Genomic DNA, 13,776 nt, shown 5'->3' with positions numbered 1-13,776 from the left:
ATTACTAGAAAGTAAATCTTACACCTAAACCAACATCACCACTGTAAAAATCAGTATCAGGAGTTAATCTTAAAGTTGGGATCCAATCTAAAGATAAGTTAATAGGAGCGCCTTTAAATTTATAATCTAAACCTAAAACACCATTTACTCCTAAATAAATATCGCTTTCATCATTAAATTTATTTTTCACAGAACCAACACTTGCACCAGCACCATAGTACCAGTTTAAACCAGGAGCTCCACCAATTGGGTTATAAACTTCATATAATCCTGTTAATTGCGCCCAACTAAAATTTCTGTTGCTTCTAAAGTTACCAATCAATTCAAGCATTGCATTGTTGCTTAAGCCAGTTTTAAAGGTAATACCGTTATAGCTACCAAAACGACCACCAATTGCATTTTTGTAATCCTGAGCTTTTACATCAGATGTACTCATTGCAAAAATTGCAACGCCAGTAAGTAGAGTAAATAATAATTTTTTCATAATGTTATGTTAATATTTAATAATGGTATCAGCATAGCAACTTTTATGCCGTTAAGTTGTGCGCAACAAAAAATATATTTAAAAACTAAATTTTAAGAAGAGCTAAATTCTACAAAATTACTATGCATGCAGAATAAATTTAAAATCCGTTGGACTACAAAATATAATTTATTAGATTTGAGAAACGACAGTTAAGCCTTCAGCTTTGCTGTTAATTTGGCCAAATTTAAATCATAACCTTATGTCAGGAAATATCACAAGAGTATTCGATCTATTAAAACATAACCTCGAAAATTTCCCGAAGGATGAATTTGTAAGTGGAAAAATTAATGGTAAATGGAGTAAATATAGTACTGCTCAATTTTGTAAAGAAGTAGATTGGTTAAGTTGCGCATTAACTACAAAAGGTGTAGCAAAAGGTTCTCGAGTTGCGGTAATGTCGGCAAATAGACCCGAGTGGAACATTTGCGACTATGCAATTATGCAGTTGGGCGCCTATCAAATTCCGCTATACCCAACTTTAGCAGAGCATGATATTAAATTTATTATAGAAAATGCAGAGATTACAATTGTATTTGTTGGAGATGAAAACCTCTTTCAGAAACTAACTGCAGTAAATAAAATATTAACTAGTCCCATTCAAATATATACTTTTAATAAGGTAGAAGGAGCTTCGCATTGGCAAGAGTTAATAGAAATGGGTAAAAATGTTCAGGTTGATTTAGATCAGTATAAAAATGCAGTAGCTGCTGAAGATATTTTAACGATAATCTATACATCTGGAACAACAGGTACACCGAAAGGAGTGGTGCTAACCCATCATAATTTGGTTAATAATTTCATCAAATCTTCAGTTCTACTGCCCCCTGGATTAGAAAAAGCACTTAGTTTTTTACCCCTTTCTCACATATTTGAGCGAATGATATCCTATTTATATGCCTATGGTAATGTAAGTGTTTATTATGCCGAAAGCATGGATACAATTGTTGCAGATATTCAGGAAGTAAAACCAAATGCATTTTCTACAGTGCCACGCTTGCTAGAAAAAGTGTATGATAAAATAATGGAAAAAGGTAAAGACTTAAAGGGAATTAAACGTGGTATTTTCTTTTGGTCTTTGGCATTGGCCGAAAAATACGACCATAACAGCAGTTGGTGGTATAATTTTAAATTATGGATTGCCCGAAAATTGGTGTTTAAAAAATGGCAAGAAGCATTAGGTGGCAACATCGTGGTAATTGTTTCTGGTGGCGCTGCTTTAAATCCACGTTTAAATCGTATTTTTTGGGCAGCTGCAATGCCAATTTTTGAAGGTTATGGATTAACTGAAACATCTCCAGTAATTACTGTAAATCATTTTGCCTCAACCATGTTTGGTACTGTAGGTGCTGTAATTGAGGGCGTAGAAATAAAAATTGCCGAAGACGGAGAGATTTTAGCCCGTGGTCATAACATTATGAAAGGTTATTACAAACGTGATGATTTAACTGCCGAATGTATAGATCAAGATGGCTGGTTCCATACTGGCGATATTGGACAAATTGTAGAAGGAAAATTTTTAAAAATTACCGATCGTAAAAAGGAAATTTTTAAAACAGCGGGTGGTAAATACATTGCACCGCAAATGTTAGAAAACAAGTACAAAGAATCTCCGCTAATTGAGCAGGTAATGGTCCTAGGTGAGAATATGAAATTTCCAGCTGCTTTAATTGTGCCAACATTTCCGGCTCTAAAAGCTTGGTGTGAGTATAAAGGAGTAAAATATACTAGCAACGAAGAAATGTGCCAAAATGAAGAGGTTATAGAGAAATATAATCAGATTATCATTACATTAGGATCAGAGTTTGGTAAATGGGAACAAGTAAAAAGGTTTGCCTTACTACCAAAAGAGTTTAGTATTGATGGCGGAGAATTAACACCTAAGTTAAGCCTAAAAAGAAAAAATATTTTAGAAAAAAATAAAGATATTATCGATAAAATTTACAAAGATGCAGAAAGTCACAAAGGATAAAATTTACTTGACCCTAACGGGATTAGTATTTGCTTGCAGTTTATTATTTAGTTGTGCTGGCAAGCATTTGGGTAAAAATAACAGTGGCGAGTATAAAAACGGCATGGTGGTATCGGCAAGTGAAATTGCTTCTCAAGTTGGTGTAGATATTTTAAAAAAAGGCGGTAATGCTGTAGATGCCGCAGTTGCGGTGCAGTTTGCTTTAGCGGTTGTTTATCCAAATGCAGGTAATTTAGGTGGTGGTGGTTTTATGGTTTATCGTTCTGCCAAAGGCGAAACAAGTACGCTAGATTTTAGAGAAAAAGCTGCTTCGGCTGCTAGCAGAGATATGTATTTAGATGCAGCTGGTAATCCGATAGTAGAAAAAAGTTTATACGGACAATTAGCTGCTGGTGTGCCAGGCTCTGTTGCTGGCATGGAAGAAGCACATCAAAAATATGGAAAACTGAAATGGGAAGATCTAGTAAATCCTTCAATTGCGCTTGCCACTAATGGTTTTAAGTTAACCACCAGACAGGCCAATGAATTAAATGGATTAAAAAATAGATTTAGTAAATTAAATCCGCTAGGTACAGCTTTAGTTAAAGATACCAAATGGGTAGCAGAAGATGTTTTGGTGCAAACTGAATTAGCAAATACGTTAAAAGCAATCGCAAAAGAAGGAAGAAAAGGTTTTTATGAAGGGGCAGTTGCAGATTCTATAGTTGCAGAAATGAAGCGTGGTGGAGGCATAATTGCTAAACAAGATTTAATTGATTACAAAGCAATCTGGCGTAAACCAGTGACAGGAACTTATAGGGGTTATGATGTGGTTACCATGCCTCCGCCATCAAGCGGCGGAATTGCATTGATACAATTACTTAAATCTGTAGAGCCTTTTCCTTTGAGTAGATGGGGTTTTAATTCAGATTCTACCGTACAAGTCATGATTGAAGCTGAAAGAAGAGTTTATGCAGATAGGGCAGCTCATTTGGGTGATCCTGATTTTTACAAAGTACCACAGCAAAAATTGATTGATGATGCCTACATTAAACAACGCATGAGTACTTTTAATTGGAAAATGGCAAGTACAAGTACATCGGTAAGTGCAGGCCAAATTGCTCCATCCGAGCACGAAGAAACAACTCATTTTTCTATTGTAGACAAAGAAGGTAACGCAGTTGCAATAACAACTACTTTAAATGGTTCTTACGGAGCAGGTGTAGTGGTAAAAGGAGCGGGTTTTTTATTAAATAATGAGATGGATGATTTTTCTGTGAAACCAGGATCACCAAATATGTATGGTTTAGTTGGTGGAGAGGCAAATGCGATTGCTCCAGGGAAACGGATGCTAAGTTCTATGACACCAGCTATTTTGGCGAAGGATGGTAATTTATATATGGTAGTAGGCACTCCCGGCGGATCAACAATTATTACTTCTGTTTTTCAAACCATTTTAAATGTGGTTGATTTTAACATGTCGATGCAAAATGCGGTGAACGCTAAAAAGTTCCATCACCAATGGTTACCAGATGAAGTGTTGGTGGAGGAGAATGCAATGGATAGTCTAACAACTGAAAAATTAAAAGCCAAAGGTTACAAATTTGTGCGTAGGGGTGCAATTGGAAGGGTTGATGCTATTTTAAAAACCAAGTGGGGCTATTATCAAGGCGGCGCCGATCCGCGTGGTGATGATAAAGCTATAGGTTGGTAAAAATCGACTTTACGAGCTTGGTGTGAAGCAATCTTTAAGGAGGGATTAGCCAGCGATTGTCGTAGCATAAAATATTCCTTCGTCTCGATGAAGGATCGATCCTCGCAAAGACGACTTGTCTAATCTGTTTCGCCCATTGTTCTTAAATTAACCGGTTATGTCAGTCTGAGCGTAGTCGAAGACCCTTTAATTTTATCATGACTACAAAAAATAATCCTTCGCGTAGTTAAAGGAAGTCTTTTTTGATATTTATGCCTTAGTTTAAACACATAGTGCACTCCTCAGTGCCAAATGGTAACCTATATTTTGCAATCGCAAGATTAAAAATTGCAGATTATTGGCTACTTTCATCAAAAATATCATCCGCTATGCGTAAACTCTATTCGATTATATTCTTAGTTTTTGCTTTTCAAATCTCAATTGCTCAAAATGAGGCAAGTCTAATAAGCTCTTTAATCAATCAATATCAAGTTGATGAAATGATGTTTAACCGCAAGTATGCACTTAAACGTTCGGATGAATATTTTAAACGGATGGAAACTTTTTATGCTGCTTGGTTAACAAAATTAAAAACTTTGCCCTTCGAGAAATTGACCGTGAATGAAAGAGTAGATTATATATTGCTCAAACGCGATATTAATGTGGATGCAAGAACACTTCAAGAAAACTATTCAGAATTTAAGAATACAAATTTTTCAATTCCTTTTGCAGCTACAATTATTGATTTTGAGCAAAAACGTAGAATTGGCAAGCAGCAAGATGGCGAAACCACTGCACAAACTTTTAAACAGTTAACTATCGATATCAACGCTACCAAAAAAGCTTTTTCTACTCAACAGTTAGCAATTAATTCTGTTCAAGCCAATTGGGCACAGCAAACAGTTAATCAATACGTAACTGTTTTTACCGAAGCCTATAAATTTTATGATGGTTACGATCCTCAATTTACTAAGGCAACAAAATCAATTTATCCTGATGTAATTGCAGCTTTAAAAGATTATGCCACAGAGTTGGGTAAAACAGCTAAGCTCTCATCAGTTAAAGATGATGGAAGTGGGATTATTGGTAATCCCATTGGTAGAAATGCATTTTTAAGTTTATTAAATGATGAAATGATTGCCTACACACCCGAGCAAATCGAAGCCATCGCTATGCGTGAGTTTGCTTGGTGCGATGCAGAGATAATTAAAGCTTCGCAACAAATGGGTTTTGGTAATGATTGGAAGAAAGCATTGGAAAAAGTTAAAAATGCTTATCCTGAGTTGGGTAAACAGCCAGAGTTGGTTTACGAATTAGCGAATGAAGCCATCAACTTTGTTGAACAAAATAAATTATTAGATGTTCCAGAATTAGCAAAGGAAGGGTGGAGGATGCGAATGCTTACGCCACAAGAGCAACAATTTGCCCCATTTTTTTTAGGTGGTGAGTCTGTTCTAATTGCCTACCCCACAGAAGACATGAGTGAAGCCGCAAAAATGATGACTTTAAGGGGTAACAACCGCCATTTTTCAAGAGCGGTTGTTTTTCATGAATTAATACCAGGGCATAATTTGCAGTATTTTATGCAAAGTAGATACAAACCCTATCGCAGAAGTTTTAGCACTCCATTTTGGACAGAAGGTTGGTCGCTTTATTGGGAAATGTTATTGTGGGATAAAAATTTCCCGAAAACACCTGAAGATAAAATCGGGATGCTCTTTTGGCGTATGCATCGCTGTGCCCGTATCATCTTTTCAATGAATTATCATTTGGGCAAATGGACACCACAGCAATGTATTGATTTTTTGGTAGATAGAGTAGGTTTCGAAAGAGCAAATGCCGAAGCAGAAGTTCGTCGTTCTTTTACCGGTGGTTATGGGCCACTCTATCAAATTGGTTATATGCTGGGCGGTTTACAATTTAGAGCCTTGCACAAAGAATTGGTAGGTAGTGGCAAAATGAGCAATATTCAATTTCACGATCGTATTTTAAAAGAGAATAACATGCCTGTAGAAATGGTTAGAGCATTGTTAACAAATCAATCGTTACCAGAAAATTTTAGCACACAGTGGAAGTTTGCTGGAAAGCTTAATTAACTAAAAAGCAAAAAAAAACTTAAACTTACATCGGGGCATCGCCCCAATTTTTCAATAATTGTATAGCAAAGTACACACTTTTAACATTCTTTAACACTTCAAATAAGTGTGTGTTATGCTGTAAGTGATTGGTAATTAATGTAGTAACATGTATTTTGTTTAAATAACTATCAATGGTATTAGTTTTGAATATTGAGTTGTACAAATAACACTAACGCTTATTTTGTAAATTTAATAATATGAAACTTAGAATTTTAAACTTTTTGCCAGTTGCATTAGCTGGTTTATTTATTGGAAGTACAGCTTCTGCACAAACAACTACTTCAGCAGAACCAATGAGATCATGGTCAGTTGGTGTTAACGCTGGTGTTTTAACTCCATTATCTCCATTAGGTGGTAAAAATGATTTCAGTAACAACAAATCTAATTTTGGTTACGGATTATACATTAAAAAACAATTTACTCCATACTTCTCATTACGTTTAGATGGTGTTAGAGGTAAATTAAAAGGTGATAATTCAGAACCATTTGAAAGCGGATTAGTAAATAACAGTTCTGTTTCTGCATTTGATACACAGTTATCTTATTCAGGTACTTTAAGTGCTGTTGTTAACATGTTTAACATCGATATGTTTAAAAAAGAAAATGCTTTACAACTTTATGCATCTGCTGGTGCGGGTTTAGCAGGTTACCAACCAACAATTACAACTGGTAATGTTACTAGAGAATATGCTCCAGATCAAACCATTAGCGAATTAATTATTCCTGTAGGTGTTGGCGCAAAATTCAGATTATCTGATGCGGTAAACTTTGATTTGGGTTGGACAGTTAACTTTGTTGATGGTGATAACTTAGATGGTGTTTACAGAGGTGGAAACGATAAATACAATTATGCTTATGCTGGTTTAGAATTTGCTTTAGGTAAAGGAAAACAATTGGCTTTCCACAATCCAGTTGCTGCCACTTATGATGAAGCTTTAGCTGCAAAAAATACAGCAAATGCTTTAAAATCTGATTTAGATGCTCAAAAAGCAGAAAATGCTAAGTTACGTACAGAAATGAACGATTTGTTAAAAGATACAGATGGTGATGGTGTTGCTGATAAATTAGATAAATGTGCTGGTACTCCAGCAGGAACAGTTGTTGATGGTTCAGGTTGCCCATTAAAAGTACCTGCTCCACAAGTAACTGAAAGAGTAATTGTAACCGAAGCAGATCGTAAAGTAGTTGCTGATGCAATTAAAAACTTAGAATTTGATTTAGGTAAATCAACAATACGCTCTAAATCTTATGCTACTTTAAACAGAGTTGCTGCATTATTAATGGAGAAAAACTTTAGCTTAAAATTAGCTGGTCACACAGATAACACTGGTTCTGATGCATTAAATTTAGGTTTATCTAAAGATAGAGCAGAGTCTGTGAAAGCTTATTTAGTATCTCAAGGTGCCAATGCTAGCAGAATTGAAGCTACAGGTTATGGCGAAGCTCAACCAATTGCTACTAACAACACAGCTGCTGGTCGTCAACAAAACAGAAGAGTAGAATTTACTTTATACTAGTAGACACTTTTTAAATATACAAAAAGCGTTCCGAGCAATCGGGGCGCTTTTTTTGTTTAATAGATTTGTCATCCAGAACTTGTACCGATTTAACATCGGTAGCGCAGCGAAGGATCTCTGAGCTTAATTGCGATGAAAAATTTTTGTAAAACAATGCCATCACCTTTCGGCAATTACTGTCTCATTGCTAGTTCGAGCCTGTGGCTCGGACTTTAAAGTATGAGCCAATTGTCTGCAAAAGGATGGCGAATTATTTATAAAATGGTTTAGTAAAACAATGTCATCACTTTTCGGCAATTGCAGTCCCTCTTTTCGTTTTACTTCGGGTAACCGCAAGGGTTAGCCCTACGTGTTCACTACAATAGGGTTTATATCACAAAGCCAGTAGTTCTTTTGGCAATTTGCAACCCCTCATAGTAGTATAATTTTGTTTTTCTAGCCCTGATTGACGCGAAAATCCTTTTTAATGTCATCCTGAGCGTAGTCGAAGAGCAATTAAAAAAGATTGCAGCAAAAGCAGGAACAAACATTAATCATTGCTTCATATTTGCGCTACAAAAACTCAATCGGCTCCAATAAACTTACGAAGTATTAATGACAGCCAAAAAGAGACTTTGTAAGTTTTGCCACTGGGTTTTAATCAAAAAAATATTTTCATTTTCTACTTGCATACTAAAATCTAATTCTATAAATTTGTTATGCAAGCATAGCAAATTAATGAAACAGAAAGAAACGGTAGATTATTTTTTAAAAGTGGTTTGGCAAAATGTATCAAACACTTATAACCAAATTGCAGGGGGCTTTGGTATTACGCAGGCAATAGGCTATGTTTTAATAAATATTGAGGCAGAAGGCACTGCGGTTTCTGCCTTGGCTGCATTGCTTGGGGTTAAAGCAACCAGCTTATCTCGTATGCTAAACAATATGGAAGAGTTGGGGTTAATTTACAGAGAAACGTCTGCTGGAGATAAACGCTCTGTAAAAGTTTTTTTAACAGCATTCGGCATCGAGAAAAGAAAATTAGCGAGCAACGTAGTGATCAAGTTTAATGAATATTTAAACGAAAAACTAAGCGCCAAAGAAAAAGAACAATTGATATCAACCTTAGATAAAGTAAACCAATTAACATTAGCTTATACACCTAAAAAAGGATCATGATGAACAAAACCATTATGATTTTCCAAAAAGAAAATAGACACTAAAATCATCATAGCTTTTTAACCGCTGAAAACATGAATTCACTGAAAAAAAACATAAATAAAGTAGTGGTACTTGGCTCAGGTATTATGGGGTCTCGTATTGCCTGCCACTTTGCCAATATTGGCGTAGAGGTTTTGCTTTTAGATATTGCACCTAAAGAACTAAGTGCTGAAGAGGAGTTAAAGGGATTGGTTTTAACTCATCCAGTAGTTAAAAATCGTATTGTTAATACGGCTTTACAAACTGCTGTTAAAACCAATCCATCTCCAATTTATTCGCAAAATGTTTTAAAGCGAATTAGTACAGGTAATTTTGAAGATGATATGCCAAAAATTGCCAATTACGATTGGATTATTGAAGTTGTTGTTGAAAACTTAGGCATTAAACAAAAAGTATTTGAGCAAGTAGAGCAATTCCGTAAACCAGGAACGCTTGTTACTTCAAATACTTCGGGTATACCAATTCACATGATGGCCGAAGGTAGAAGCGATGATTTTAAAGCTAACTTCTGCGGAACACACTTTTTTAATCCGCCTCGTTATTTGAGGCTATTGGAAATTATCCCTACGCCGCATACCAAACCAGAGTTGGTAGATTTTTTAATGCATTATGGTGATAAATTTTTAGGTAAAACCACGGTTTTATGTAAAGATACGCCTGCATTTATAGCAAACAGAGTTGGTGTTTATTCTATTATGGCACTATTGCATTTAGTAGAAAAAATGGATTTAACGGTTGAGGAAGTAGATAAATTTACTGGACCGGCTTTAGGTAGACCAAAATCTGCAACTTTCCGTACAACAGATGTGGTTGGTTTAGATACAATGATTAAAGTGTCAAAAGGGTTGTATGATAACTGTCCAGATGATAAAGCCCACGATTTGTTTAAACTTCCAGAATATGTTCAGAAAATGGAAGCTAACAATTGGTTGGGCGATAAAACCAAACAAGGTTTCTACAAAAAAACAAAATCGCCAGAAGGCAAAACTGAAATATTAGCGCTCGATTTAAAAACACTTGAATATCGTCCACAACAAAAAGTAAAATCGGCTACTTTAGAAATGACTAAAACCATTGAAAAAGTTTCGGATAGAATGAAAATTTTTGCGGCTGGAAAAGATAAAGCAGCAGAATTATTCAGGGCTTCTTTTTTTGGGTTGTTCGAATATGTTTCAGACCGTATTCCAGAAATATCAGACGAATTGTATCGTATTGACGATGCAATGAGAGCAGGTTTTGGTTGGGATTTAGGTCCGTTTGAAGTTTGGGATGCTGTTGGTATTTCAGCTTCGCTGGATGGAATGAAACAATTAGGACACACGCCGGCAGCTTGGGTAACCGAGATGTTGGCAGCTGGACATACTTCATTTTATAAAGTAGAAGATGGCGTTAAAAAATATTATGACATTCCATCTAAAAGCTACAAAGCCATTCCGGGAGCTGATGAATTTATCATATTAGATAACCTAAGAGCCAATAAAGTGCTTTGGAAAAACAGTGGTGCATCAATAATTGATTTGGGAGATGGAATTATTAATGTAGAATTTCACTCTAAAATGAACACCATTGGTGGCGATACTTTAACAGCGATTAATAAAGCCATTGATATGGCAGAGAAGGATTACCGTGGTGTGGTTATTGGCAACGATGGTGCAAACTTCTCGGCAGGTGCCAATGTAGGGATGATTTTTATGATGGCGGTTGAGCAAGAGTGGGAGGAGTTGAATATGGCTGTTCGGATGTTCCAAAATACTTCTATGCGTATTCGTTATTCATCAATTCCGGTGGTGGTTGCGCCACATAATTTAACTTTAGGTGGTGGTTGCGAATTTAGTTTACACGCCGATTTTGTGCAGCTAAATGCAGAAACTTACATGGGTTTAGTTGAGTTTGGTGTAGGTGTTATTCCAGGTGGTGGCGGAAGCAAAGAGTTTGCTTTACGTGCATCTGATGAATTTAAAGCCGATCAGATTGTGCAGAATACAATGAAAGACCGTTTTTTAACCATTGGGATGGCTAAAGTAAGTACATCGGCTGTTGAAGCATTTGAGTTAGGTTATTTACAAAAAGATAAATACGCCATTAGTATGAATAGAAGCCGATTAATTGCCGATGCAAAAGCAAAAGCAATCGAATTGGCAGATGCTGGTTATACCAAGCCAGTTCAACGAAAAGACATTAAAGTTTTAGGTAAACAAGGTTTGGGAATAGTTTACGCAGGTGCAAATACAATGTATTCTGGTGGTTATATTTCAGAACACGATAAAAAAATCTCTGAGAAATTAGGTTGGGTAATGTGCGGTGGAGATTTATCATCGCCTACAGAAGTTACAGAGCAATACCTTTTGGATTTAGAAAGAGAAGCCTTTTTATCGCTTTGCGGAGAGCGTAAAACTTTGGAGAGAATACAATCGATAGTAACGAAGGGGAAACCGTTGAGGAATTAATGAGTAGATGTGAGAAGTTAGATGTGAGATATGAGAAGCGAAACGTTTAAAGATAAGAATGATGAATAAATTAAATGAACTGAAGATTTGGAATAAGGCAATTGACTTAACAGTTGATGTTTATAAAGCTACAGCTAGTTTTCCGTCCGATGAGCGTTTTGGATTAACAAGTCAATCTCATAGAGCGGCAGTATCAATTCCTTCCAATATTGCAGAAGGAGCTGGAAGGAATTCAATGAAAGAGTTTAATAACTTTTTAGGTATTGCTAATGGTTCTTCTTATGAATTACAAACTCAACTCGTAATTGCCAATAAATTAGAGATGTTGGATATAAATTTATTAAATCCACTACTTTCTCAAATAGATGAATTACAAAAAATGACATATGGTTTCCAGCAAATGCTGGAAAAGAAAATTAATATTAAAAAGGTGTGAGATACTAGTTATGAAATGTTAGAATAGGCAGTTTGTCTCATATCTCACTTCTCATATCTCACATCTAAGGACATCTCAAATCTCAAAAAAATGCAAGAAGCTTATATTATAGCCGGTTTAAGGACGGCAGTGGGGAAGGCTCCCCGTGGTGTATTTCGTTTTACAAGAGCTGATGAATTGGCGGCAAATGTAATTAGAGAGTTGGTGGCTTCGGTTCCAAATTTGGATAAGGAGCAAATTGACGATGTAATTGTAGGTAATGCCACTCCAGAGGCAGAGCAAGGTTTAAACATCGCTCGTATGATTTCGCTGATGGGCTTAGATACTGATAAAGTTCCTGGTGTAACCATTAACCGTTATTGTGCATCTGGCTTAGATACCATTGCAACTGCAGTAGCAAAAATTAAAGCCGGTATGGCCGATTGTATTGTGGCTGGCGGAGTGGAAGTGATGTCGGGTATGCCGTTTGGCGGTTGGAAATTAGTGCCAAATCCTGAGGTTGCTAAATATAACCCAGATTGGTACTGGGGAATGGGTTTAACTGCCGAAGCTGTTGCCAAAGAATACAATGTGAATAGAGAAGACCAAGATGAGTTTTCGTTTAATTCGCATCAAAAAGCGATTGAAGCCATAAAAAATGGACATTTAAAAGATGGAGTTTTACCAATTACGGTAAACGAAAACTATTTAGATGCAAATATGAAAAAGCAAACTCGTTCTTATGTGGTTGATACAGATGAAGGGCCGAGAGCAGATACAACGGTTGCGGCTTTAGCTAAATTGAAACCAGTTTTTGCGGCTAATGGAGTAATTACAGCTGGTAACTCCTCACAAACATCAGATGGAGCAGCTTTTGTTTTGGTGGTTTCCGAAAAGAAAATGAAAGAATTAGGTGCAGAGCCAATTGCTCGTTTGGTAAGTTATGGTGTTGCTGGCGTTCCACCACGCATTATGGGTATTGGTCCAATTGAAGCTATCCCAAAAGCATTAAAACAAGCTGGTTTAAAACAAGATGATATGGATTTAATTGAATTGAACGAGGCTTTTGCTTCTCAATCTTTAGCTATCATCAGAACTTTAGGTTTAGACCAAAGCAAAATCAACGTAAATGGTGGTGCAATTGCATTAGGTCATCCACTGGGTTGCACAGGCGCAAAATTATCGGTGCAAATATTTAACGAACTTAAAAGACAAAATAAAAAATACGGTATGGTAACGATGTGTGTGGGTACGGGGCAAGGTGCAGCAGGGATATTTGAGGTGTTTTAAGAGATGTGAGAAGCTAGATGTGAGATATGAGAAGCAAAACGTTTAAAGAGAATGTGAAGTGAAATGTGGAATAGGAGAATTGGCAACTTGTCTCATATCTAACTTCTCACATCTAAAATCTTGTTTAAATTAATATATAAGAAAGATGAATAAATTAAATGAACTCAAAATTTGGAATAAAGCAATCGATTTAACGGTTGATGTTTACAAGGCTACAGCTAGTTTTCCATCTGATGAACGTTTTGGATTAACAAGTCAATCTCGCAGGGCAGCAGTTTCAATACCATCAAATATTGCAGAAGGAGCAGGAAGAAATTCTGTGAAAGAGTTTAATAATTTTTTAGGTATTGCTAATGGCTCTTCTTATGAATTACAAACACAACTTGTAATTGCTAATAAGCTAGAAATGTTGGATATAGGAATATTAAATCCGCTATTAAATCAAATAGACGAATTACAAAAAATGACATATGGTTTTCAGCAAATGCTGGATAAGAAAATAAATAAAAAAATGTGAGACGTAAGATATGAGAAGTTAGACTAGGCAATTTGTCTCATATCTCACTTCTCCTATCTCACATCTCGTAAAAAAAAATAATCGG

The 13,776-nt window shown here is 36.0% G+C and carries 10 protein-coding genes; 9 read left to right on the top strand and 1 reads right to left on the bottom strand.

Features of this window, described 5'->3' with window-relative positions; all coding sequences use genetic code 11:
• Positions 1 to 4: 4 nt before the first annotated feature.
• The gene (locus FA045_RS11975) at positions 5 to 484 is read right to left on the bottom strand and encodes a hypothetical protein (RefSeq protein WP_225871331.1); all 480 of its coding nucleotides are present in this window, start codon (positions 482 to 484) and stop codon (positions 5 to 7) included.
• 241 nt (positions 485 to 725) lie between these two features.
• Between FA045_RS11975 and FA045_RS11970 the strand changes: the two genes are divergently transcribed.
• The 9 genes from FA045_RS11970 to FA045_RS11930 all read left to right on the top strand — a co-directional run bounded on the left by FA045_RS11970 (position 726) and on the right by FA045_RS11930 (position 13,691).
• Positions 726 to 2,495: an AMP-dependent synthetase/ligase gene (locus FA045_RS11970; protein WP_136877315.1), complete on the top strand. Its 1,770-nt coding sequence runs from the start codon at positions 726 to 728 to the stop codon at positions 2,493 to 2,495.
• On the top strand, positions 2,473 to 4,188 hold the full coding sequence (ggt, locus tag FA045_RS11965) for a gamma-glutamyltransferase (protein WP_136877314.1): 1,716 nt from the start codon (positions 2,473 to 2,475) through the stop codon (positions 4,186 to 4,188). Before FA045_RS11970 ends, ggt begins: the two co-directional genes overlap by 23 nt.
• A 368-nt stretch (positions 4,189 to 4,556) precedes the next feature.
• Complete coding sequence (locus tag FA045_RS11960; RefSeq protein WP_136877313.1) at positions 4,557 to 6,263, top strand: DUF885 family protein; 1,707 nt, start codon at positions 4,557 to 4,559, stop codon at positions 6,261 to 6,263.
• A gap of 239 nt (positions 6,264 to 6,502) precedes the next feature.
• A complete protein-coding gene (locus tag FA045_RS11955; protein ID WP_136877312.1) occupies positions 6,503 to 7,822 on the top strand; it encodes an OmpA family protein in 1,320 nt (439 codons plus the stop codon).
• Positions 7,823 to 8,539: 717 nt separating this feature from the next.
• Complete coding sequence (locus FA045_RS11950) at positions 8,540 to 8,980, top strand: MarR family winged helix-turn-helix transcriptional regulator (protein ID WP_136877311.1); 441 nt, start codon at positions 8,540 to 8,542, stop codon at positions 8,978 to 8,980.
• A gap of 74 nt (positions 8,981 to 9,054) precedes the next feature.
• The gene (locus tag FA045_RS11945) at positions 9,055 to 11,469 is read left to right on the top strand and encodes a 3-hydroxyacyl-CoA dehydrogenase/enoyl-CoA hydratase family protein (RefSeq protein ID WP_136877310.1); all 2,415 of its coding nucleotides are present in this window, start codon (positions 9,055 to 9,057) and stop codon (positions 11,467 to 11,469) included.
• A 58-nt stretch (positions 11,470 to 11,527) separates the two neighbouring features.
• Positions 11,528 to 11,905: a four helix bundle protein gene (locus FA045_RS11940; protein WP_225871330.1), complete on the top strand. Its 378-nt coding sequence runs from the start codon at positions 11,528 to 11,530 to the stop codon at positions 11,903 to 11,905.
• A 90-nt stretch (positions 11,906 to 11,995) separates the two neighbouring features.
• The gene (locus FA045_RS11935; protein ID WP_136877309.1) at positions 11,996 to 13,174 is read left to right on the top strand and encodes an acetyl-CoA C-acyltransferase; all 1,179 of its coding nucleotides are present in this window, start codon (positions 11,996 to 11,998) and stop codon (positions 13,172 to 13,174) included.
• Between the two features lie 145 nt (positions 13,175 to 13,319).
• The gene (locus FA045_RS11930; protein WP_136877308.1) at positions 13,320 to 13,691 is read left to right on the top strand and encodes a four helix bundle protein; all 372 of its coding nucleotides are present in this window, start codon (positions 13,320 to 13,322) and stop codon (positions 13,689 to 13,691) included.
• The last annotated feature ends 85 nt before the right edge of the window (positions 13,692 to 13,776 follow it).

The organism is Pedobacter cryotolerans, assembly GCF_005116475.1.
Taxonomy (GTDB): domain Bacteria; phylum Bacteroidota; class Bacteroidia; order Sphingobacteriales; family Sphingobacteriaceae; genus Pedobacter; species Pedobacter cryotolerans.
Note: the sequence above shows the minus strand (reverse complement) of the source record. Positions and strands in the feature narration are given on the sequence as shown.

What these genes read in the sequence shown, in the direction of transcription:
- FA045_RS11975 (WP_225871331.1), bottom strand. Translation starts at nt 484, where the DNA reads ATGAAAAAATTATTATTTACTCTACTTACTGGCGTTGCAATTTTTGCA.
- FA045_RS11970 (WP_136877315.1), top strand. Translation starts at nt 726, where the DNA reads ATGTCAGGAAATATCACAAGAGTATTCGATCTATTAAAACATAACCTC.
- ggt (WP_136877314.1), top strand. Translation starts at nt 2,473, where the DNA reads ATGCAGAAAGTCACAAAGGATAAAATTTACTTGACCCTAACGGGATTA.
- FA045_RS11960 (WP_136877313.1), top strand. Translation starts at nt 4,557, where the DNA reads ATGCGTAAACTCTATTCGATTATATTCTTAGTTTTTGCTTTTCAAATC.
- FA045_RS11955 (WP_136877312.1), top strand. Translation starts at nt 6,503, where the DNA reads ATGAAACTTAGAATTTTAAACTTTTTGCCAGTTGCATTAGCTGGTTTA.
- FA045_RS11950 (WP_136877311.1), top strand. Translation starts at nt 8,540, where the DNA reads ATGAAACAGAAAGAAACGGTAGATTATTTTTTAAAAGTGGTTTGGCAA.
- FA045_RS11945 (WP_136877310.1), top strand. Translation starts at nt 9,055, where the DNA reads ATGAATTCACTGAAAAAAAACATAAATAAAGTAGTGGTACTTGGCTCA.
- FA045_RS11940 (WP_225871330.1), top strand. Translation starts at nt 11,528, where the DNA reads ATGATGAATAAATTAAATGAACTGAAGATTTGGAATAAGGCAATTGAC.
- FA045_RS11935 (WP_136877309.1), top strand. Translation starts at nt 11,996, where the DNA reads ATGCAAGAAGCTTATATTATAGCCGGTTTAAGGACGGCAGTGGGGAAG.
- FA045_RS11930 (WP_136877308.1), top strand. Translation starts at nt 13,320, where the DNA reads ATGAATAAATTAAATGAACTCAAAATTTGGAATAAAGCAATCGATTTA.